Source organism: Luteimonas sp. Soil_C_5 (genome assembly GCF_057656615.1).
In genome coordinates this window covers 62,714-83,523 of sequence record NZ_JBDGKA010000006.1, presented here as the reverse complement: position 1 = coordinate 83,523, position 20,810 = coordinate 62,714, and the positions used below count along the sequence as shown (strand labels likewise).

The 20,810-nt window shown below is 70.5% G+C and carries 17 protein-coding genes; 8 read left to right on the top strand and 9 right to left on the bottom strand.

Going from position 1 to position 20,810, the window contains the following annotated elements:
- Positions 1-49 precede the first annotated feature (49 nt).
- From AC3A5K_RS15905 to AC3A5K_RS15880, 6 genes are read left to right on the top strand one after another with little or no spacing between them, the layout of a single operon-like run.
- A complete protein-coding gene (locus AC3A5K_RS15905) occupies positions 50-751 on the top strand; it encodes an RDD family protein (RefSeq protein WP_487618636.1) in 702 nt (233 codons plus the stop codon).
- Positions 748-1,749, top strand: coding sequence for a stage II sporulation protein M (locus AC3A5K_RS15900; protein ID WP_487618532.1), 1,002 nt, complete (start codon positions 748-750; stop codon positions 1,747-1,749). The genes AC3A5K_RS15905 and AC3A5K_RS15900 overlap by 4 nt, the downstream gene beginning before the upstream one ends.
- Complete coding sequence (locus tag AC3A5K_RS15895; protein WP_487618531.1) at positions 1,739-3,322, top strand: DUF4129 domain-containing protein; 1,584 nt, start codon at positions 1,739-1,741, stop codon at positions 3,320-3,322. The genes AC3A5K_RS15900 and AC3A5K_RS15895 overlap by 11 nt, the downstream gene beginning before the upstream one ends.
- Complete coding sequence (locus tag AC3A5K_RS15890) at positions 3,322-4,578, top strand: DUF4350 domain-containing protein (protein ID WP_487618530.1); 1,257 nt, start codon at positions 3,322-3,324, stop codon at positions 4,576-4,578. The genes AC3A5K_RS15895 and AC3A5K_RS15890 overlap by 1 nt, the downstream gene beginning before the upstream one ends.
- Positions 4,575-5,567, top strand: coding sequence for an AAA family ATPase (locus AC3A5K_RS15885; RefSeq protein ID WP_487618529.1), 993 nt, complete (start codon positions 4,575-4,577; stop codon positions 5,565-5,567). Before AC3A5K_RS15890 ends, AC3A5K_RS15885 begins: the two co-directional genes overlap by 4 nt.
- A gap of 31 nt (positions 5,568-5,598) precedes the next feature.
- Complete coding sequence (locus AC3A5K_RS15880; RefSeq protein WP_487618528.1) at positions 5,599-6,897, top strand: DUF58 domain-containing protein; 1,299 nt, start codon at positions 5,599-5,601, stop codon at positions 6,895-6,897.
- Between the two features lie 15 nt (positions 6,898-6,912).
- On the opposite strand, the gene AC3A5K_RS15875 is transcribed toward AC3A5K_RS15880, so the two are convergent.
- The 8 genes from AC3A5K_RS15875 to AC3A5K_RS15840 are packed head-to-tail and all read right to left on the bottom strand — an operon-like array spanning position 6,913 to position 16,292.
- Entirely contained in the window at positions 6,913-8,223 is a 1,311-nt protein-coding gene (locus AC3A5K_RS15875; RefSeq protein WP_487618527.1) for a lipopolysaccharide biosynthesis protein, read from the bottom strand.
- Positions 8,220-9,407 (bottom strand): glycosyltransferase family 2 protein, encoded by a 1,188-nt coding sequence (locus AC3A5K_RS15870; RefSeq protein WP_487618526.1) that lies wholly within the window; start codon positions 9,405-9,407, stop codon positions 8,220-8,222. The genes AC3A5K_RS15875 and AC3A5K_RS15870 overlap by 4 nt, the downstream gene beginning before the upstream one ends.
- Complete coding sequence (locus AC3A5K_RS15865) at positions 9,407-10,309, bottom strand: glycosyltransferase family 2 protein (protein ID WP_487618525.1); 903 nt, start codon at positions 10,307-10,309, stop codon at positions 9,407-9,409. The genes AC3A5K_RS15870 and AC3A5K_RS15865 overlap by 1 nt, the downstream gene beginning before the upstream one ends.
- On the bottom strand, positions 10,306-11,736 hold the full coding sequence (locus AC3A5K_RS15860; RefSeq protein WP_487618524.1) for a haloacid dehalogenase-like hydrolase: 1,431 nt from the start codon (positions 11,734-11,736) through the stop codon (positions 10,306-10,308). The genes AC3A5K_RS15865 and AC3A5K_RS15860 overlap by 4 nt, the downstream gene beginning before the upstream one ends.
- Entirely contained in the window at positions 11,733-13,214 is a 1,482-nt protein-coding gene (locus AC3A5K_RS15855) for an O-antigen ligase family protein (protein ID WP_487618523.1), read from the bottom strand. The genes AC3A5K_RS15860 and AC3A5K_RS15855 overlap by 4 nt, the downstream gene beginning before the upstream one ends.
- Before the next feature lie 5 nt (positions 13,215-13,219).
- On the bottom strand, positions 13,220-13,951 hold the full coding sequence (locus AC3A5K_RS15850; RefSeq protein ID WP_487618522.1) for a CpsD/CapB family tyrosine-protein kinase: 732 nt from the start codon (positions 13,949-13,951) through the stop codon (positions 13,220-13,222).
- A gap of 2 nt (positions 13,952-13,953) precedes the next feature.
- Entirely contained in the window at positions 13,954-15,402 is a 1,449-nt protein-coding gene (locus AC3A5K_RS15845; RefSeq protein ID WP_487618521.1) for a Wzz/FepE/Etk N-terminal domain-containing protein, read from the bottom strand.
- A complete protein-coding gene (locus tag AC3A5K_RS15840) occupies positions 15,402-16,292 on the bottom strand; it encodes an SLBB domain-containing protein (protein ID WP_487618520.1) in 891 nt (296 codons plus the stop codon). The genes AC3A5K_RS15845 and AC3A5K_RS15840 overlap by 1 nt, the downstream gene beginning before the upstream one ends.
- 198 nt (positions 16,293-16,490) lie before the next feature.
- Here AC3A5K_RS15840 and AC3A5K_RS15835 point away from each other — a divergent pair, with 198 nt between their 5' ends.
- Positions 16,491-17,738 carry a glycoside hydrolase family 5 protein gene (locus AC3A5K_RS15835; RefSeq protein WP_487618519.1) on the top strand — a complete coding sequence of 416 codons (1,248 nt, stop codon included), beginning with the start codon at positions 16,491-16,493 and terminating at the stop codon, positions 17,736-17,738.
- A 98-nt stretch (positions 17,739-17,836) separates the two neighbouring features.
- Here AC3A5K_RS15835 and AC3A5K_RS15830 read toward each other — a convergent pair whose 3' ends face one another.
- The gene (locus AC3A5K_RS15830; protein WP_487618518.1) at positions 17,837-18,826 is read right to left on the bottom strand and encodes a WecB/TagA/CpsF family glycosyltransferase; all 990 of its coding nucleotides are present in this window, start codon (positions 18,824-18,826) and stop codon (positions 17,837-17,839) included.
- 193 nt (positions 18,827-19,019) lie between these two features.
- Between AC3A5K_RS15830 and AC3A5K_RS15825 the strand changes: the two genes are divergently transcribed.
- A complete protein-coding gene (locus AC3A5K_RS15825) occupies positions 19,020-20,726 on the top strand; it encodes an FAD-dependent oxidoreductase (protein ID WP_487618517.1) in 1,707 nt (568 codons plus the stop codon).
- Positions 20,727-20,810 lie beyond the last annotated feature (84 nt).

Sequence of the window (20,810 nt, the reverse complement as noted above, 5' to 3'; positions counted from 1 at the left end):
TGCGCGGAATGCGGGCACGCGGCGGCACGGACTCGGACAGGGCGGACGTATCGGGGCACCCGGCCTGATGCTCGACACCGTGCGCGAGGTGCACACGCCGGAAGGCGTTGCCCTGCAGTTGCCCGCCGCCGGCCCGGTGCCGCGCGCGGTGGCGTGGCTGATCGACCTGGCGATCCGCGGCGCGCTGGTCTTCGTGTGCGCGTTCGCCTTCAACCTGCTGGGCAGTTTCGGCGCGGGCGTCTATCTGGTGGCGCTGTTCGTGATCTTCTGGGGCTACCCGGTGGTGTTCGAGGCGATGTACGGCGGCCAGACGCCGGGCAAGCGCGCGATGTCGCTGCGCGTGGTATCGGCCGATGGCGCGCCGATCGGCTGGATGGCCAGCTTCGTGCGCAATCTCATGCGCACCGTCGACATGCTGCCCTTCGGCTACGGCGCGGGCCTGGTGGCCAGCCTGGCCGATCCCTGGAGCCGGCGCCTGGGCGACATGGTCGCGGGGACGCTGGTGATCCATGCGCCGCGCGACCGCATCCGCATCGACGCGCTGCAGGCAGCGCCGCTGGCGCCCGCCATGCCGTTGCAGACGCAGGAACAGCTGGCGGTGATCGCCTTCGCCGAGCGCGCGCATCTGCTGACCGATGCACGCCGGCAGGAACTGGGCGACATCGTCGCGCCGGTCAGCGGCGGCCGCGGCGAGGTCGGCGTGCGCCGCCTGCTGGGCATCGCCAACTGGCTGCTGGGCCGGCGCGCATGAGACAGGACGCCTTCGTCGCGCGCTACGCGGCCGAGTGGGACGCCTTCGAGCGCTGGCTCGATGCGCGCGAGGGCAGTCCGCGCCGCGCGCGCGCCAACCGCCACACCTGGGACGGCCTGCCCGACGAGGACATTCCGCCGCGCTACCGGCGGCTGTGCCAGCAACAGGCGCTGGCGCGCCGGCGCGGTTACAGCCCGCAGCTGACATCGCGGCTGCAGGCGCTGATGCAGCGCGGCCACAACCTGCTGTACCGGCCGCCGCCGCCGCCGTGGCGCCGTGCGCTGATGTTCCTGCTGGCCGATTTTCCGCGGCTGGTGCGGGCGCAGCGTGGCTGCCTGTGGGCGTCGATCGCGCTGTTCGTGACCCCGATGGTGCTGCTGTTCGTGCTGGTGCAGCAGTGGCCGGAGCTGGCCTACAGCGTGCTGTCGCCGCAGCAGCTGGCGCAGATGGAAGCGATGTACGAGCCGTCGCGCGCGGCCGACGTGTTCGCACGCGAGGCGCAGTCCGACGTGCGGATGTTCGGCTACTACGTGTGGAACAACGTCAGCATCGGCTTCCGCACCTTCGCCAGCGGGTTGCTCGCGGGGGTCGGCACGATCTTCGTGCTGGTGTTCAACGGCACGTTCTTCGGCGTGATCGCCGGACACCTGCAGGCGATCGGTCACGGCGGTCCGTTCTGGCGCTTCGTCGTCGGCCATTCCGCGCCCGAGCTGACCGCGATCGTCATCGCCGGCGCCGGTGGCCTGCGGCTGGGGCTGGCCCTGATCGCGCCGGGCCGGCTGCGCCGGGTCGATGCGCTGGTGGAAGCAGGACGCGAAGGCGGCCGGCTGTGCCTGGGCATCCTCGTCATGCTGGTGTTCGCGGCCTTCGTCGAGGCGTTCTGGTCGTCGACCGGATCGATTCCCGACCCGCTGCGCTTCGGCGTCGGCGGCGGCCTGTGGCTGCTGGTGCTGCTGTGGCTGTGGCGCGGCGGACGTGGAGGCGGTCATGCGGGTTGAGACCGTGCAGGTCGAACTGCGTCCGCGCTCGGCGTGGGAGGCGATGGAACTGGGGAACGCGCTGGTGCGCCGGCACGCGCGCACGATCTGCATCGCGTGGCTGCTGTGCGCGCTGCCGGTGTTCGCGCTGCTCAATACCGCCGGCTGGCTGCTGGACCGGATGTGGCTGGCGGCGCTGCTGTCGTGGTGGCTGCTGCCGGTGTTCGACCGCGTTCCGCTGTTCGTGCTGTCGCGTGCGGTGTTCGGCGCGGCGCCGACATTGCGCCAGACACTCGCCGCGCAACGGCACTGGGGCTGGCGGCCGCTGCTGGGATATCTGACGTGGCGCCGGTTCAGTCCATGGCGCGCGGTCGCGTTGCCGGTGGCGCTGCTGGAAGGCGTGACGGGCACACAGCTCGCCCAGCGGCGGCGCGTGGTGGTCGGCGGCGTCGGCGGTCATGCGTTGCTGCTCACGGTGATCGGACACCTGTTCGTGCTGACGCTGGTGATGTCGCAGGTCCTGCTGGTGCTGCTGTTCGTGCCGACCGAGCTGCTGTCGGAATCGGCGCGTGCGATGTGGGTCCTGCTCAGCACGCAGCCGCCGTTGTGGGCGCAGCTGCTCGGCAACCTCGCGCTGTGGCTGGCGCTGGGCCTGATCGCGCCGTTCCAGGTCGGTGCGGGATTCGGCCTGTATCTCAACCGGCGCACGGAGCTGGAGGCCTGGGATCTGGAGATCGCGTTCCGCCGCTTGCGCGCGCGCATCCTGCCGGCGGCCTCGACGGCGCTCACGGTCACGCTGCTGGCCGGCCTGCTGGCGCTGGCGCCGCCGCTGCAGGCGCAGGATCGCGCCGCGCCGGATCCGGCATCGCCCGGGGCGTCGCAGTCCGATGCGCGCCCGTCGTCCGCGGCGGAGACCCCCGCGCCGACCCTGCCTGCGGTGTTCGGCACCCCGGTGGACGATCCCGGCTTCGAACGCGCCGTGGACCAGGCCTATGCCGATCCGCTGCTGGACCACTCGCGCGTGGAGATCCGCTGGCAGCGCAAGGACACCGGCAGCGCGCGTGAGCCGTCGACCGGGTCGAAGACGCCCGGCGTATTCGGCGTGATCGCGCGTGCGCTGGCGATGGTGGCGGAGTTCGGTCTGTGGATCATCCTCGGGCTGCTGGTGCTCGCACTGGTGCTGACGGCGCGTCGCTGGTGGCCGTGGATGCGTGGCGCGGTGACGCGCCCACCGCCGGCGCGCACGATCGAAGTCACCGACGCGCCGCCCTTGCCCGAGGCGCTGCCCGATGCGCTGGTCGCCGCCGTGCGCCAGCTGTGGCAATCGGGCGAACGCCGGCGTGCACTGGCGCTGCTGTACCGCGCCAGCGTCGAGGCGATGGCGCAACGCGCCGGCGTGCACCTGGTGCCGGGCGCGACCGAGGCCGAGTGCCTGCGTGCCGCGCGGCGCATGCCCGATGCCGATGACCGCAGCGCGTTCACCGAGGTGGTGCGGGTCTGGCAACGCGCGGCCTATGGCCAGCGCATGCCCGACGATGCCGGACTGGAGACGCTGCTCGCCCGGCTGGCCCCGCGCTTCGGATGGCAGGCCTGATGGGCTGGCCTGCACGCATCGGCTTCGGCCTGCTGGCGGCGCTGCTGGTCGCGCTGGGCGTCGCCTGGTTCCTGCACACGCACGAACGCGTCGAGAACACCGTCGCCCTGCCGCCGCGCAGCGAGGCGGCCTACAACCCGCTGTACGCCCTGCGCGAATCCCTGCGCGCCGCGGGTGTGCCGGCCGAATCCCGTCGCCGGCTGGACCGCGGCGGCGCGGCGCTGGGCGTGCGCGACACGGTGCTGATGATCGGCGATCCCGGCACCGCGACCCCGGGCGAAGTACAGCGGCTGCTCGACTGGGTGGAGGCGGGTGGCCATCTGCTGGTGCGCACGCCGCCGCCGCGTCGCCAGGCGGGGCCCGGTCGCGACTGGGGCCTGCTCGAACGGCTCGGCGTGCATCCGCTGGACGGCATCGCCAGTTGCGCGGATCTGCACGTGGCGGGGCAATCGCCGCACGTCGAATTCTGTCGCGGCCAGCGCTTCGTGCTGGTCGACCGGACGCCCGAGCTGCGCTGGGGCAATGACGCCGCGGGCGTCGCTGCTCCGGACGCAGACGCAGACACCGCGAACGGTGCGCAGCAGAGCAGTCCGGAGAACGCGGACGAAGCCCGGATGCGCGCGTTGCGCGAGGCGATCGACGCGCGACGCACCACGCGCGGACAGGGCCTGGTCTACGCCCGCCTCGTGCACGGCGCCGGCCGCATCGACGTGCTGGCCGATTTCGATTTCCTGCACAACGGCGCGCTGCGCGACCCTTCGCACTGGATGCTCGCGCGGCAGATCCTGGCGCCGAACTGGGGCCAGGGCACGATGCACCTGATCTACGCGGCCAGCGTGCCGCCGCTGTGGCTGCTGATCCTCACGCGCGGCTGGATGGCGTGGGGACCGTTGCTGCTCGCGCTGGCAGCGTGGCTGTGGCTGCGCACCCAGCGCTTCGGTCCGCTGCTGCCGTCGCCGGTGGCCACGCGCCGCGCGCTGCTGGAACACGTGCGCGCCAGCGGCGAGCATCTGGTGCGCTATGGCCAGGCCCCGCTGCTGTACGAGGCGGTGCGCAACGCGTTCCTCGATCGTCTGCGCCGCCGCGACCCGCTGGCGGCCGCCCTCGAAGGCGACGCCGGCCTGGAGGCCATCGCCGCCCGCACCGGCCTGCCGCTGCGCGAGGTGCGCCAGGCGCTGCAGGCGCCCCGACCGAATGACGCCGCCGGCTTCCGCCAGCGGATCGCCCGACTGATCCAGATGAGACACCGACTATGAGCACACTGCCCGCACCCCCGATCGCGCCGGTCACCGGCGACGCCCTGGCCGAGCGCGTCGCCGCGGTCCGCGACGAAGTGTCCAAGGCTTTCATCGGCCAGCCCGAAGTGCTCGACCAGATCCTGGTCGCGCTGCTCGCCGGCGGCCACGTGCTGATCGAGGGTGTGCCCGGCCTCGGCAAGACGCTGCTGGTGCGCGCGCTGTCGGCGGCGCTGGGGTGCGACTTCGCGCGTGTGCAGTTCACGCCCGACCTGATGCCCAGCGACGTCAGCGGCCACGCGGTGTGGGACACCAAGAGCGAGACCTTCGTGGTCCGCCGCGGGCCGATCTTCACCAACCTGCTGCTGGCCGACGAGATCAACCGTGCGCCGGCCAAGACCCAGTCCGCGCTGCTCGAGGCGATGCAGGAACAGCAGGTCACGATCGAAGGCCACAGCTTCGAGCTGCCGCCGCCGTTCATGACGCTGGCGACGCAGAATCCGGTCGAACAGGAGGGCACGTATCCGCTGCCCGAGGCGCAGCTCGACCGCTTCCTGCTGAAGGTGCTGATCGACTATCCGGCGCATGCCGACGAGGTCGCGATGGTGACCGCGATCAGCAGCGGCAAGGTCGCCGCCGACTTCGACCTGTCGCAGCTGCGCACGGTGCTGCAGCCCGGCGAGATCGTCGCCCTGCAGCAGGGCACAGCCGCGACCGTGGTCGATGCCGCGGTCATCGATTACGCGGTGCGCATCGCGGCCGCCACGCGCACCTGGCCGGGCATCGCGCTCGGCGCCGGCCCGCGCGGCAGCCTGGCGCTGGTGCGCGCGGCGCGTGCGCAGGCGGTGCTGTCGGGTCGAGATTTCGTCACCCCCGACGACATCCGCGAGATCGCGTGCCCGGCGCTGCGCCATCGCATCGCGCTGGCGCCGGAACTGCAGATCGAAGGCCAGAACGCCGACCAGGTGCTGCAGGCCCTGCTCGCCCGGGTGGACGCGCCGCGCAAGTGACCGGCCGTCGTCGCCATCGCCGGGGCCGTCCATGAGGCCCGCGCCCGCGCTGATCGCCTTGCTGGTGATCTGGGGACTGGCAGGCGTGGCCGCGTCGTTCTGGCCGGTCGCGGTGCTGCCGTGGCAGGTGTTCGGCACGGCGCTGCTGCTGCTGTCGATCGGCGATCTGGTGCGCCTGGTACGGCAGCCCACGCCGGACGTCGTCCGCGAGATGCCGGATGCCTGGCCGATCGGCGTCGAGCGCGACGTGACCCTGCGCATCGAAGGTCCGCGGGCGCAGCGTCTGGACGTGCACGACCTGCATCCTGCGGGCTGGCAGCTCGACGGCCTGCCGCGGCGTCTGCAGCTGCGGCCGGGCAAGGTGAGCCGCGTGGCCTACCGGCTGCGCCCGAACCAGCGCGGCGAAGCCCTGTTCGAAGGCGTGCAGCTGCGGCTGCGCTCCCCGTTCGGCCTGTGGCGCCAGTCGCGCCTGGCAGGCGTGGCGCGGCAGGTGCGGGTGTTCCCGAATTTCGCGCCGCTGACCCGGCTCGCGCTGCTCAGTGCCGATCGCGCCTCGCGCCTGGTCGGCGCGCACATCAGGCGCCGCCGCGGCGAAGGCACCGACTTCCACCAGATGCGCGAGTACCGCGTCGGCGACAGCCTGCGCCAGATCGACTGGAAGGCCAGTTCGCGCGCACGCAAGCTGATCTCGCGCGAGTACCAGGACGAGAAGAACCAGCAGCTGGTGGTCGTGCTCGACACCGGCCGGCGCATGCTCGCCCAGGACGGCGCGCTGTCGCACTTCGACCATGCGCTGGATGCGGCGCTGGTCGTGTCCTATCTCGCGCTGCGCCAGGGCGACGCCGTCGGCCTGTTCGCCACCGGCGGCGACGCGCGCTGGATGGCGCCGCAACGCGGCATGGGGGCCATCGACACCCTGCTGCGGGTGAGCTACGACCTGCAGCCGCAGCCGGTGGCGACCGACTATCTGGCCGCGGCGACCGAACTGTCGCTGCGCCAGCGCCGGCGCGGCCTGCTGATGCTGGTGACCAACCTGCGCGACGAGGACATCGAAGACGTGCTGGCCGCGGTGCGCATGCTGCAGAAGCGGCATCTGGTGATCGTCGCCTCGCTGCGCGAGCGGGCACTCGACGAGGTGCTCGAGCGCGACGTGCACGACCATGACGATGCCGTGCGCGCCGGCGCCACCGCGCGCTACCTCGCCCAGCGCCGCGCCGCACACGACGCGCTGCGCAATCACGGCGTCACCGTGCTCGACGTCACCGGCGCGGCGCTGCCATCGGCGCTGGTCGAACGCTATCTGGCGGTGAAGCGCGACGGCATGCTGTAGCGCTGCGCGACGGCGTCAGCCCGCGTGCGGGTCGAGCGCCTCACCGGGCGCCGCGCACGCCGCTGCGGGCACGGGACGCGCGAGCTCGCGCAGGGACAGCAGCACGATGCCGGTGATGCTGAGGGCTTCGCCCACCAGCAGGCCCAGCGGCGCGCCGATCACGCCGAAATGCTGCATGCCGGCGTAGCTGGCCGTCAGTGACAGCACGGCGCTGAAGGCCGACAGCGCGGCCAGCGTGCGGAAGCGCTGGCGCGCGACCAGCAGATAGATCAGCTGGTCGCGCATCACCATCAACACGAACACGCACGACCAGACCAGCAGCAGCGTGTCGCCGTGCTCGAACTGCTTGTTCAACACCGTGGTGAACACCCAGTCGCGCATCAGCCACAGCGCGCACAGGTAGACCAGCGCGGCCGCCGCCACCCCGACCGCGAACAGCGTCAACCGGCGCAGCACCGTGGCAGCGCCGAGGGTGTGCAGCCAGGCGGAGGTCAGCGGCAGCATCAGCGCGCCGATGCCGGTGGACAGCAGATTGATCGGCATCAGCAGCAGGCGGGTGGCGGCGATGGCCGCAATCGCGGCGACATCCAGGGTGCCGGCGACCAGATAGTTGTAGCCGTGGCTGTAGCTCCAGTGGATGACCGCGCCGGTCACCGCCCACGCGCCGACCGGCGCGATGCGGCGCAGGATGCCGGGCTCGCCCGTCGGGTCCCAGGCCTCGCGGCTGCGCAGCAGGCCTTTCAGCAGGCTGCCGCCGATCAGCGCCGACAGGCCCAGCAGCACGGTGGTGGCCGCTGCGGGGCTGGGCATGACGCTGGTTGCCAGCACGCCGCCGACCAGCAGGACGACATAGGCCGAGTCGGCCTTGAGCACTTCCGGCGAGCGGCGATAGGCCAGCAGCACCATGCGGAAGAACTCGCGGCGCAGGGTCGCCGCGGCTGTGCCGATGGTCACCAGCACCAGCGGTCCGGTCTGCCGGTCCAGCACACCGTTGATCCACAGCACCGCCGTGCCGGTGGCTGCCGCCAGGACCATGAGGTGGATCCAGCGTCGCTGTTCGCGATAGATGCCGCCGGTCAGCGCGCCGCGGCTGTCCCGGTCCAGCGTGGTCATGCGGTTGATCATCGCCGGGCCGATGAAGGAACTCTGCAGCGACGTCATCAGCACCAGCACGCTGGTGACCAGGACGAAGTAGCCGTACTGCAGTTCGCTGGCGTGGCGGATCAGCAGCAGTCCGACGGCCAGGCTGCTCGCCGACAGCAGTGCCTGGTCGATGACGGCGCCGCCGAACATGCGGACGAACAGACCGCGCGTGTCCGGTTTCATGGATGGCGTTGTGTCCGGACCCAGCCTGCCGTGCGCGGCGCCCGCAGCATGGCCAGCAGCTTCCACACGATGAAGACCGGTGCGCCCGCCAGGTCCAGCAGGCCCCGCAGTCCGGTGCCGCTGAGTTGCCAGCCGCGGAGCACGTACAGGGTGATGGCCAGGGCGGAGATCACCGGCCACGCCAGCCATAAGGCCAGGACCGGATGCCAAGCGGCTGCGGCGGCGGCCAGCGCCAGCAGCGCGGCGGTCGACAGGGCCAGGTAGGACAGCGGCGGGACCAGCAGGTCCAGCGCCAGATCCAGGCACAGGGCACTGGGACGGCGCAGGCCGGTCGCCAGCAGGCGCAGCGCGTACTTGCGGGTCAGTGCCAGGCGCCCCCGCTCCCAGCGCTGCCGCTGCGATGTCGCGGCGGCGCCGCCGGACTCCATGTCGCCATCGGCGTGGGCCTCGTCGGCGTAGTGCACGCGCACCCCGGCCAGTCCCAGCTCCATGCTGTATTCCAGGTCTTCGGTCAGCGAGTACGCGCTGTAGGGCACCTGTTGCAGCACGCCGTGGGTCACGCACCAGCCGTTGCCGCGCAGGCCGCAGGACAGGCCCAGACGCTCGCGCCCGCGCGACCGCACGATGTGGAACGCGCCCTTGGCGATGGTGATCAGGCGCGTGCGCCAGGAGGCCAGCGGATTGCGCACGCCGTAGTGCGCCTGCACCGCGCGCGCGCCGTGCTCCAGCCGCGTCGCGAACGCCTGCAGCAGGTTGGGCGAGACACCGGTGTCGGCGTCGACCACGACCACCGCGTCAGCCAGTCCGTCGCGACGGCTGGCCTGGAAGGCGAACGCCAGCGCATGCCCCTTGCCGCGCCGGTGCGCGTCGCACCGCTCGAGCACCTGCGCGCCGGCATTGCGGGCGATGGTGGCGGTCGCGTCCGTGCAGTTGTCGGCCACGACCAGGATGCGGAAGTGATCGCGCGGCCAGTCCATCGCCTGCAGGCTGGCGATGGTGCGGGCGATGCCGCCGGCCTCGTTGTGCGCGGGCACCACCACGTCGAAATGCTGTTGCCGGCGCAGGAGCGGCCGCAGCTGCGACCGCGGCCGGTGCGACAGCAGGGTCAGCAGCAGCAGGTACAGACTGCCGAGCAGGGTGGGCAATGCCAGCAGCAGGAATCCGAACGACGCAATCATGGCCATCAGGCGTACTCGCGGTAGTGCCAGCCCCAGAAAATGGTCAGCTTTCCGAGGTTGGCGGAGGCTCTGGTCATCCAGTGCGCAGCGTGGTGGCGGCCGAAGGGCAGGCTGAGCAGCGTCAGCACCGTGGCGGCGCACAACTGCGCACAGGCGCGCACGACAAGACGCAGACGCGCGCCCATTCCGTTGGACCCGTAACGCCCCGCCAGGGTGTGACGGGCGAAATCCTGGCCGCCGCGCAGCGCCCGGCGCAGCAGCCATCCCAGTGACAGACGTGCGGGCTCCACGGGTTCGTGGACGATGGCTTCGTCGCACCACACCAGCCGGGCGCCGCCCTGGGCGAGGCGCGTCAGCAGATCGCCGTCCTCGCCGCCGGTCAGGCCGTACGCCGGGTCGAAGGGCGCTTCACCGAGCAACGAGGCGCGCAGGATCAGGTTGCCGAAACGCAGGCGGTTGAGCGGGACCGGTTGCCCGGTGCGCAGGCGTGCCCAGTCGTAGAAACGGCCGCGGCGGATCCACGCCGGCGCATCCGCCGGCACCAGCGGGACCACCGGTCCCAGCGCGCCATCGGCCTGGTCGGCATCGACCGCGCTGCAGAGCAGCGCCAGCCAGGGCGCGGGCGCGCGTTCGTCGTCGTCGATGAAGGAGATCCAGTCACCGCTGGCCAGCGCCACACTGCGGTTGCGGGTCAGCGAGATGTTCTTGACCGGCTGCCGGTCGTAGCGCACCGGGAAGGGCAGGCCACGCTGGATGCGCGCGGCGACCACCGCGTCGGCGCTGGCCTCAGGGTCGTTGTCGACGATGACCAGTTCGTCCGGCGGACGCGTCTGCGCGGCGAGATCGTCCAGCAGCAGGGCCAGCCGGTCGGGGCGGCGATAGGTCGCGATGCACAGGCTCACGTTCATGCGGGTTTCCGGTCGATGCGTCGCGCGGCCGCCAGCACGGCCAGCAGATCCTTGCGGGCCCGGACCAGGTTCCACGCCAGCAGTGCAGCCGTCGTCCAGTCCAGCAGCGACGTGATGCCCAGCGACAGCGCCAGCAGGCCGGCCAGGATCACGAAGAACATCAGCCGCATCAGATGGAAGCGGGTGTCCGGCCATTCCTGCCCGCCGATGCGATAGACGAGATACGGCGTCCAGCGGGCCAGCACGTGGGCGCCCAGCGCCATTGCGCCGATAGGGCTGATCGGCACCAGCACCGCGAAGGCGGCCGCGCGCGCCAGTTGCAGGCCGGCGAAGGGCCAGATCCGGGTGGACTTGTCCAGCCGGTTGTAGAAGCGGAACCACTGGTGCAGCCCGACCAGCAGTCCGGCCCAGAGGACCAGGTCCACGAGTGCGGGCGGCGCCGGCCAGCGCAGCAGCACGAGCGCCAGCGCACCGCTGCCCAGCGCCCAGATCCACGGCAGCACCCGGGGCGTGGCGACGGGCGAAACGTGGAAGGCCGCGCTGAGCTTGGGATCGGATTCGTAGCGCGCGGCGGCGCGGTCGTTGTCGACGTAGCCCAGCTCGTAGATGGCCCAGAACGACAGCAGCAGCAGACCCAGTCCCAGCATGTGCAGCACCGGCATCGCGGCCAGCCCCACCGACGCCAGGATCCAGAAGGCGAAATCCTCTTTCAGGATGCCGCGGATGATGTAGCGCTCACCGGGCCGCTTGACCTGGCTCAGGTACTGCCCGGGCAGATAGGTCCGCGACAGCGCCGCGCGGAAGCAGGCGCCCGGCCAGATGGTCAGCAGCGGCCGCCGGCAGGCATCGAGCAGCGGCAGGTCGTCGAGGGAGTCGCTCAGCACCAGGGCTCCGGCGACGGTGCCGTCGTCCAGTCGCTCCTGGGCCATGCGCAGCTTGCCGATGCGGCGGTCGCGCGCCGAGGACAGGCGGGCGGCCACGATCTGTTGGACGGAAATGCCCAGGGCCGAAACCAGCGGCCCCACGATCGGGGCGAAGCCGTTGGTGACGATGATGACGGGCGACCGCGCGTGCGCGTTGAGCGTGTCGATGAGCGGCTGGTTGGCGTGCTCGGCTGCCAGTCGGCGCGTTCGCCGCATCCAGCGCCAGTGCGTCCAGGGCAGCAGCAGGCCGATCGCGCGCACCCGCCAGAAATCGCGGGTCGCCGGTCCGCCGGTCCAGCGCCAGGGCTGCAGCACGTCCAGCATGCGCAGCAACACGATGGCGACGATGCCCGGACAGGCGCAGTCGATGAAATCCTCGGTCGAGTTGCGCAGGTACAGCGTCTCGTCGAGGTCGATCAGCATCGGTCCGTCGAAATCGCGGATCGCCGACAGCGCGGCCTTCGGCGACCGGCTGTGCGTGCTCGTGTGCAGCACGGCCGTCATGACCGGGCCGCGCCTGGCTGGGGAACGTGCACGGTGTCGGCGGCGATCGCCGCAGCGCGGGGCTCGGGCGCAGGTCCGGGTCGACCGAACACATGCTGCAGGCGGTGTTCGAGCAATGCCCGCGACAGCGCGAAGCTGGACGCGGTCATGACCACCATGCTCAGTGTGGTGACGCTGAGCCAGTGCGATTCGGACAGGTTGTTGAGCGCCTGCTGGAAGAAGATCGCCAGGTACAGCGCGGCCTGGGCGCGGTCGATCTTCATCAGCTGCAGGCACTGCGCCACGTGGACGATCAGATACCCCAACAGGACGATCAGGCCGACCCCGCCGAGGTCGTTGGCGATGTCGATGTAGCCGTTGTGACCGGAGCCCGGATAGAAGTACAGCAGGCGCACCATCTCGTACGCGGGCGAGCCGGGGACCGGACCGATCCAGTACGCGCCGTAGCCGCCGCCCAGCCAGGGATGCAGCTGGATCTGCTCGACCACGATCGCCCAGATCTCGGTGCGGCCGGTGAACGTCAGATCCTTGCCGGTGATCGCGGTGACCGGCTTCAACAGCACCTCCAGGCCGGGCACCAGACGCAGCACCGCCAGCGAATACGCGAGCAGCGCGGCCACGAACAAGGCCGTCAGCCACGGCATCCAGCGACGCAGCCCCTTGGGCGAGCGCAGCAGCATCAGCATGAAGATGCAGGTGAAGGCGCCGGTGACCAGGGCTGTGGAACTGCGCGACAGCAGCAGGCAGGCCGCGGCAATGGCGGCGCCACTCAAGGCGGTCAGCAGCCGGGTCTCGCGCGCGAGTCCGGCATGCAGCCAGAAGATCAGGCCCAGGCAGGCCAGCGTGCCGAGGCTGTTCTTGTGGGTGGTCAGGCCGCGCCAGGCACCGGCGAGTTCGGACGCGGTCTCGCTGTGGATGGCGAGGTGCGGAAAGACCAGACCGAACAGAAGCGAGCCGACCAGCAGGGCGGTCACGATCGGACGCAGCACCTGCTGGAACCGGCGCGGGTGCCAGGCGACCAGCACCAGCGCGGCCGGGCACAGCATGATCGCGGCGAGCCGGATCATCCGCCGCAGGGTGATGCCCGGCTCGATCGACCACAGCACGCTGGCCGCGGCCAGCAGCACGAACGCGACGAGGAACGGATTGAGCCGGCGCAGCAGCAGCCAGGCCAGCCCGCCGCGCCACAGCACGAACACCGTGCCCGCAGTGATCAGCCCCAGCCATTGCAGGCGGCTGGCAGCGCTGCCGGAGGTCGGGATGTCGGCGGTGGTCAGCGCGGAGTAGTCGAAGCCTTCCGGCGTGGTGATCAGCGCGACGAGCGCCCAGATCATGGCCGTCAGCAGCCACGAGAACCGGTCGTCGCGGATCCACGATGCGTCCTGGCCGTGCAGGCGGACGTCGATTCCGCGCTCGCCCCGGGTCCCGTGGGCGGGGGCTGCAGGCCCGGCGACGGGCAGCGTGCCGAGGGCAGCCATCGGCGTCAGAAGTGGTTGATGACCGAACCCAGGATCTGCGCCCGGGCGGCGGTCAGGCGGCGCAGCATCTGCCGGGTGTCGCGATAGCGCGTGTGCTGGGCGCGCGTCAGGACCAGGCTGTGCCGGGTCAGGCTGATCACCGCCAGCGCGTCGGCGTAGGTGTCCAGCGGCGGCGTGTCGATGATGATGAAGTCGTAGTCCTGGCGGTACCGCGCGAGCGCCTCTTCGAAGGCCGTGCCCGACAGCAGTTCCACCGGATTGGACGGCGGCGATCCGGCGGTATGCAGTCGCAGATGCGGCATCCCGCTGACCGGATAGAGGCGCGGCGCCTGGCCTTCGGCCAGCAGCTGCGACAGGCCGTGGCGATTGTCGACATCGAACAGCAGGTGCTGGCGCGGATGCCGCATGTCGGCATCGAGCAGCAGGGTCGGCCGGCCCAGCTGCGCGAACGTGATGGCCAGTTCCGCCGCCAGCTGCGAGCGTCCTTCGCCGCAGCCCGGGCTCAGCAGGGTGACGATCTCGGCGCTGTTGGTGCGCTCGCGTCGCATCATCAGTTCGGTGCGCAGTGCGCGCATCTGCTCGCTGCGCGGCGCGTGCGGCTGATGCACGGGAGTCAGCGACAGACCCGGATGCGCCATGCCACCGACCAGGGCGTGGCCGGGCGGGATCGAAGGCGCGTCATCCACGGCCGGGGGGTCTTCGGGCAACGTCGTATAGGCGTCCATCATCTCGCTCATGGTCAGCTCCGAAGGGCCGGCAGGCTGGTGAACTCACCCAGCACGGGAAGGTCGTAATCGCGCTCGAGATCGTCACGGCAGCGCACGCGGCGGTTGAGCAGAAGCTCGTAGCCGAGCGGGCCCAGCAGACCCAGCGCGAGGCCGGCGCCGAGCGCCAGCACCAGGTTCTTGAGCAGGTTCGGCTTGCTGGGCTTCAGGGGCGCAGGCGCGGGGCCGACGAAACGCACATTGGTGTAGTGCCCGCCGGAGGCGAACATGATCTGGTCGTAGCCTTCGAGCGCGCGCCGGTAGACCGACTGCGCCGACTCCAGTTCCAGTTCGTGCTTGCCCAGCGCGTCCTGCTGGAAGCGCGATGCGATGACCTTCTCGCGCTGCGCATCGACCGCCTGCTGCAGCCGGTTCTCCAGATCCCGCGAGGCGGTGACCGTCGAACTGGCATTGCGCCGGTAGTTGCCCGTCTCGGCGTCGAGTGCGCGGCGGCTGTGCTGGACCTGGGATGCGAGTTCGATCAGCTGCGGGTGGCGCGGGCCGAGCGTGGCGCTCAGCTCGGCCAGACGCGCGCTGTCGGACGCGAGCTTCGCCTTGAGGGTCTGCACCAGCGGCGAGTTCAAGACCTGGTCGCCGACCGAGAGGTCGCTGGAGAGTTGCGACTCCGCCGCGCGGCGCGTGTTGCGGGTTTCCAGCAGGCGATGCTCGAGCGTGCCGAGCATCTCCATCTCGATGTCGATCTTCGCGGTCGGGTCGATGGTGTTGTTGCGCGCGCGGTAGGCGGTCACCGCTTCCTGCGCACGCGCAACCTTGTCCTGCAGTTCCTGGAGTTGTTCGGTATAGCGGTCGGCGCGCTCGCGGGCCGGGCCGGTCAGGCGCGTGTGCTGCTGTTCGGCATAGACCTCGGCCAGGGTGTTGGCGACGGCCGCCGCGGCGGCGGGCCGGTTGGCCGAATACGTGATGTGGATCAGCTGGCTGCCGGAGCGGCCCTGCTCGATGACCAGGTTCCGCTCCAGCCTCGACTTGACCCATTCGTCGAGACGGTCGGGACTGCCGTCGAAGCCCGCGATGTAGCGCGGGTCCTGGTTGAGCGACAGCCGACGCACGACCTCCAGCAGGACCTCGGAGCTGCGCATCAGCTCGATCTGGGTGGCCATGTAGCTGCCCAGCAGACCGATCGGAAATTCCTTGCCGCCGGCGGGATCGTAGATCTCGTAATTGACCATCAGCGTGGCGGTCGCGGTGTAGGTCTTGGGCAGCAGCTTGGACGCGGCCAGGGCCAGCAGCAGCGCGCCCAGGACCACGGCCAGCGTGACCTTGCGCCAGGCCCAGACGATGGCCAGCAGCTGCCACAGCGACAGCCCGGGATGGACGAAGTGGCGGGGCACGTAGGACGCGCCGAGCGCAGTTGACGACGGATGCCGGTCGGGCTCGGGCAGGGTGGCGAGGGGCTGGCTGTCCATCAGAAGATCCGTTCCTTGATCAGGATCACGTCGTCGGCCTGCACCAGGTCGGTGAGTTCCGGACGGAAAGTGACGTGCTGGCCATCGGCATTGCGCCGGCGGACTTCCACGCGATTGCTGCTGCCCCGCTGGGTCACGCCACCGCCGCGCGACAGCGCCTGCACCACGGTCATGCCGGGCTCGAGCCGGTACATGTTCGGCGTCTGCACCTCGCCGTGGATGTAGAACTGGCCCGCACGCGGCACGAAGATCGAATCGCCGCCCTGCACCTTGGGTGCGGCCTGCAGGGCATTGCCCTCGGTCAGTGCGCGCAGGTCGACCGCGTGGCGTTCGATCACGCCGTCCGCGTTCGGGCGCAGCAGATAGATCACCTCCGCGCCATCCTCCGTGGTGCCGCCGGCCTGGGCGATCAGGTCGAAGACCGAGACGCGGGATTCGATGGGAAAGCGCCCGGGCGACTGCACATGGCCCAGCACCGAGACCTGCTGGCTGCGGAACTGGACCAGGAAGATCGTGACCTGGGGATCGACCAGGAACTGGCCCTGCCGCAGCGCGTCGGCAACGCGTGCAGAGGCCAGCGCAGGCGACAGGCCACCGACCTGCACCGAACCGGCCAGCGGCACCGGCGCCGTGCCGTCATCGGAAATGTAGGTGGTGGTGTCGAGCTCGGGCCGGCCGAAGACCTTGATGCTGATCGCATCGCCCGGGCCCAGCTGCAGCAGCGGATCGACGCCGTCGCCGGGCGCAGCACCGGACAGCGCGGGCGGCACCACGCCATCGGACGTCGTGGACTGCGCCAGTCCGGGGGTCGACAGCGCCAGCAGGCACAGCAGGGTGGCGACTGCGGACGCTGGCCGGCTGCCAGTCGGTTCGCGCGGGCGGGTAAGCATGCGGCCGATCTCCGTGGAGCAACGGTGCTGGATTGCACCGGCAAGGTCCGGCGACCGAAGGAACGGGACGCCAGGGCGGCATGGTCGGAGAGTCGGATGCCCTCGTCTGTGCGCTGCGTGACCGATGGCGCAATGCACAACGCACTAGTGTGCGGACGACGCGGTGTCCGCCACACCGAGCGCTGCTGGAGAGTTCAGATGAGCAAGACCCTGTTGGGCGCCACGTGCCTGCTGGCGCTGGGGTGGTGGCTACTGGCGGGCGCGGCCGCACCGCCGGCGCCCGTCGAATCCGCAGCCGCCACCCTGCCGCCGCCGTCCGGCTATCACGTCCGCGCGGGTCAGGTGCACGACCGCGCGGGTCGGCCGGTCCAGCTTCGGGGCATCAACCACTTCGGTTTCAACGCGCCCATCCTGCAACCGCAGTTCCTGTGGAAGATGGACTGGAAAGACCAGATCGCACAGATCAAGGCGCTGGGCTTCAACGCGGTGCGTCTGCCGTTCGTGCCCGACACGCTGCACGTGACCACGCCCGTGGACCAGCTCAGCTGGCTGGGCGGTCCGGGCAACCAGCCACTCGCCGGCAAGACGCCGCTGCAGGTCCTGGACCTGTGGATGGCGGAAGCCGAGCGTCAGGGGCTGTACGTGCTGCTGGATTTCCACAGCGTGTCGGCCCAGCGGCAGTATCCGACCTGGTTCGTGGACACCCCGGCCGATTTCGCGCTGATGTACCACGGCCGCGCCTACACCGAGCAGGACTGGATCGACGATCTGGTTTTCGTCGCCGCGCGCTACGCGCACCTCGACGGCTTCATCGGCATCGATCTCTACAACGAGCCGCACGGCAGCGTGCGCTGGACGGCGGGGGCGCGTCGCGCCGATCGCGCGCCCCAGTGGAAACCTGCCGCCGAGAAGGCCGCCGCCGCGGTGCTGGCAGCCAACCCGGATCTGCTGGTGTTCGTCGCCGGCATCACCGGCAACTGGGACGGCGTGGAGGATTCGACGATCCCGATGAACTATGGCGAGAACCTGCAGCCGCAGGCCTACCAGCCCTTGGACATCCGCGCCGACAAGCTGGTGCTCAGCCCGCACACCTATGGCCCCGACGTCTACGGAAAAGCCACCTTCGACGCGCCCGACTATCCGGCCAATCTGGCCGCGCACTGGCAGGCGCTGTTCGGCCAGTTCCATCCGCGCCATGCGGTGATCCTGGGCGAATGGGGCGGTCACTACGGTCGCGGTCCGGGCGCGGATCCCCGCGACGTGGCGTGGCAGGACGCCCTGGTCGACTACCTGCAGGGCGCGGGCATCCGCAGCAGTTTCTACTGGTGCTACACGCCCAACAGCGACGGCACCGGCGGCATCCTCGATGCGGATCTCCAGGTGCGCGAGGACAAGATGGCGCTGTTGCGCCGGCACTGGGCGGGACGGCAGCAGGGGAGCCTGTAGTTCTGGAATGCCGGTGGCCGTGTCCGGACGGCGGATGTCGGACGCGCCCCCGGTTTCCCGGGTCGCCGGTGCGATGAACGACGTCCGGGTCGGACGTGTCAGCTGCCGCCCGGCTGCCCGACGTGGGCGCGCCTGCGATCGAGCCGCTGTCCGGCAGCCCGCGGGTGCGGCACATCGATGTCGGCGATCGATGCGCCCGACGGCGACACGCGGGCCGGCCGCAACACGACATCGGTGCGCGACAGCAGGCTGAAGACGCGCGGGCCGCGCACCAGATAGCGGTGGGCCATCCGCGCGGGTTCCTGCGTCAGCCGGTAGGCCCACTCCAGCCCGCTGCGCTGCATCCAGCGCGGCGCGCGCTTCTGGATGCCGGTGAGGAACTGGACCGCCGCACCGATGCACAGTGCGAGTCCGCACGCACGGCCACGTTCCTGCAGGCGACGCGCAATGATCTCCTGCTGGGGCGAGCCGATGGCCAGCAGGCAGTAACGGAACGGGCTGTGGCTTTCGATGAAGCGCAGGCAGGCTTCCACCGCAGCCGGGTCGTCGATGAAGCCCATCGGCGGATCGTGGTGCACCAGTCCGCGCAGTCCGTACCGCGCGCTCAGCACGCGCACCTGCTCGGCCGAGCCACCGATCATGACCAGCGGATCGTCAGGACGGATCACGTCCGCGAACAGGCGTGCGACCAGATCGCTGCCGGCGCACACCGGCAGCGTCACGCCCCGGACCAGACGCAACAGGTGCGCCAGGAAGCGGCTGTCGAGCAGCACGAAGCCGGCGTTGGCGTACAGCCCGCGAAACGCCATGTCCTCGTGCAGGCGGATCAGATGATCGACATTGGGCGTGACCACGTAGGCGTAATGATCCGGGTGGAAATGGGCGGCCACTGCGACGAACGTGTCGAGCGTGTAGTCGTCCAGATGCCAGGGCATGTGCCCGTCGTCGGACGCACCGGTCGTCAGCGACACCCCGCCGGCGCTGCGTGGACCATGCGAGCGGACGCGCCGCTCGGGAATCCGTGCGGCAGACGACGCGCCCTGATCCCGATGGGCCAGCTCGACCTGCAGCGACTGCTCGACACCCATGCATGATCTCCGGTTCGCATCGCCGTCATCGGCGGTGTCACTCGCACGCTAGTCGCCTGCGCTGGCGCCGTCTGTATGGCGTCAAACAGAACGGCGCGCGCTGTGCTCTGTAAGCCGTCGTACAGACCGTCTCCGCGGTCGCCCACACACTGCGCGAGGTCCTGGTGGCGGGACACCGCACGGAGCATGAGCCATGTTTCTCGACGCACTGGATCTGGATGCCGCAACCGGCGACGCCCTGAGTGCGGACGTCTGTATCGTGGGGGCGGGCGCCGCCGGCATCACGCTGGCGTTGCAGCTGATCGACAGCGGATACGACGTGCTGCTGCTGGAAGCGGGCGGACGACACGAGGAAGCGGAGACCCAGGCGCTGTACGCCGGACAGGTGTACGACAGCGCCCTGCATCCACCGCCGGACCGCTACCGGGTGCGCCGCTATGGCGGTTCGACCACGCTCTGGGGCGGACGCTGCGTGCCCTTCGATCCGATCGACTTCATGCCCCGCGCGCATGTGCCCCACAGCGGCTGGCCCATCGTCTTCGAAGACGTCATGGACTATTACCCGCAGGCCAACGTGCTGTGCGAGGCTGGGCGGTTCGCCTATTCGGCCGATACCGCGTTCGCGCGCCCGCTGCCGCCTCTGATCGACGGGTTCCGCAGCCGGGATTTCGACACCGATGCGCTGGAGCGTTTCAGTTGCCCCACCGATTTCGGTACGCGCTACGCGCCGCGTCTGCAGGCGGCGCGGAACGTGCGCGTGCTGCTGCATGCCAACGTCACCCAGCTGGACGTCGGCGAGGACGGCACGCAGGTGCGCGCGGTGCAGGTGAGTACGCTGACCGGCAAGCGGATGCGGGTCCGGGCACGGCGTTTCGTCCTGGCCGCGGGTGGCCTCGAGGTCGCACGTCTGCTGCTGGCCAGCCGCGATGTGCATGCAAACGGCATCGGCAACACGCATGACGTGGTGGGGCGTTACTACATGTCCCACCTGGCCGGGACCATCGGGTCGATGGTGTTGAACGGACCGGTGTCGTCGGTGCATCACGGCTACGCGCGCGATGCCGACGGGATCTACTGCCGTCGCCGCTTCGCCCTGTCGGCCCTGAGCCAGCGCCGCCTGGGCGTGGGCAACTTCATCGCGCGCCTGCACCATCCGCGGATCACCGATCCCGCCCACCGCTGCGGCCCGCTGTCCCTGCTGTATCTGGCCAAGCCGTTCATTCCCTACGAGTACGCCATGCGGCTGCACGGCGACGCGGCCGTGGATGCCCGCACCTGGTGGGCGCATCTGCGCAACCTGGTTACGGACCTGCCGAACACGGCCGCGTTCGGCTGGCACCTGTTCACCGCTCGCAAACTGGCGTCGCGCAAGTTTCCGTCGATCATCGTGCATCCGAAGGCGAACCGGTTCAGCGTGGATTTCCATGCCGAGCAGCAGCCCAATCGCGACAGTCGCGTGACCCTGTGCGAGACGCGCGATGCGCTCGGCATGCCGCAACTGATGGTGGACTGGCGTCACTCGCAAGGCGATGTGTATACCGTGCGCACCGCGTTGGCGGTGCTGGCGCGCGACGTGCACGAGAGCGGCGTCGGCCGCTTCGACTACGACGCGGATGCCGTGGAAGCGGAAATGCTGCGCTACGGCGCCTACGGCGGCCACCACATCGGCACGGCGCGCATGGGCACCGATCCGCGTTCCAGCGTGGTCGACGGCGATGGCCGCGTACACGGGATGGAGAATCTGTATGTCGCGGGCGCAGCGGTATTTCCGACGTCCAGCCAGGCCAATCCCACGCTGACCATCGTGGCCCTGGCCCTGCGTCTGGCCGACCATCTGAAGGCGCGACTGTCCGAGCGGGCGGTCAGCGTGTCGCAGCCACGAACGCGCGAGGTGGCCTGAGCCGGCAGATTGCGGTCGGGAATGCAGTCGTCGTGCGCGTGTGCGTACTTCGCGGCGCTGCCCGCCGATGCCTGCGTCAGACCG

Bases quoted from the DNA above. Each gene is read 5' to 3' on its own strand.
- AC3A5K_RS15900 (WP_487618532.1), top strand. From the start codon at position 748: ATGAGACAGGACGCCTTCGTCGCGCGCTACGCGGCCGAGTGGGACGCC.
- AC3A5K_RS15895 (WP_487618531.1), top strand. From the start codon at position 1,739: ATGCGGGTTGAGACCGTGCAGGTCGAACTGCGTCCGCGCTCGGCGTGG.
- AC3A5K_RS15890 (WP_487618530.1), top strand. From the start codon at position 3,322: ATGGGCTGGCCTGCACGCATCGGCTTCGGCCTGCTGGCGGCGCTGCTG.
- AC3A5K_RS15885 (WP_487618529.1), top strand. From the start codon at position 4,575: ATGAGCACACTGCCCGCACCCCCGATCGCGCCGGTCACCGGCGACGCC.
- AC3A5K_RS15880 (WP_487618528.1), top strand. From the start codon at position 5,599: ATGAGGCCCGCGCCCGCGCTGATCGCCTTGCTGGTGATCTGGGGACTG.
- AC3A5K_RS15875 (WP_487618527.1), bottom strand. From the start codon at position 8,223: ATGAAACCGGACACGCGCGGTCTGTTCGTCCGCATGTTCGGCGGCGCC.
- AC3A5K_RS15870 (WP_487618526.1), bottom strand. From the start codon at position 9,407: ATGGCCATGATTGCGTCGTTCGGATTCCTGCTGCTGGCATTGCCCACC.
- AC3A5K_RS15865 (WP_487618525.1), bottom strand. From the start codon at position 10,309: ATGAACGTGAGCCTGTGCATCGCGACCTATCGCCGCCCCGACCGGCTG.
- AC3A5K_RS15860 (WP_487618524.1), bottom strand. From the start codon at position 11,736: ATGACGGCCGTGCTGCACACGAGCACGCACAGCCGGTCGCCGAAGGCC.
- AC3A5K_RS15855 (WP_487618523.1), bottom strand. From the start codon at position 13,214: ATGGCTGCCCTCGGCACGCTGCCCGTCGCCGGGCCTGCAGCCCCCGCC.
- AC3A5K_RS15850 (WP_487618522.1), bottom strand. From the start codon at position 13,951: ATGAGCGAGATGATGGACGCCTATACGACGTTGCCCGAAGACCCCCCG.
- AC3A5K_RS15845 (WP_487618521.1), bottom strand. From the start codon at position 15,402: ATGGACAGCCAGCCCCTCGCCACCCTGCCCGAGCCCGACCGGCATCCG.
- AC3A5K_RS15840 (WP_487618520.1), bottom strand. From the start codon at position 16,292: ATGCTTACCCGCCCGCGCGAACCGACTGGCAGCCGGCCAGCGTCCGCA.
- AC3A5K_RS15835 (WP_487618519.1), top strand. From the start codon at position 16,491: ATGAGCAAGACCCTGTTGGGCGCCACGTGCCTGCTGGCGCTGGGGTGG.
- AC3A5K_RS15830 (WP_487618518.1), bottom strand. From the start codon at position 18,826: ATGGGTGTCGAGCAGTCGCTGCAGGTCGAGCTGGCCCATCGGGATCAG.
- AC3A5K_RS15825 (WP_487618517.1), top strand. From the start codon at position 19,020: ATGTTTCTCGACGCACTGGATCTGGATGCCGCAACCGGCGACGCCCTG.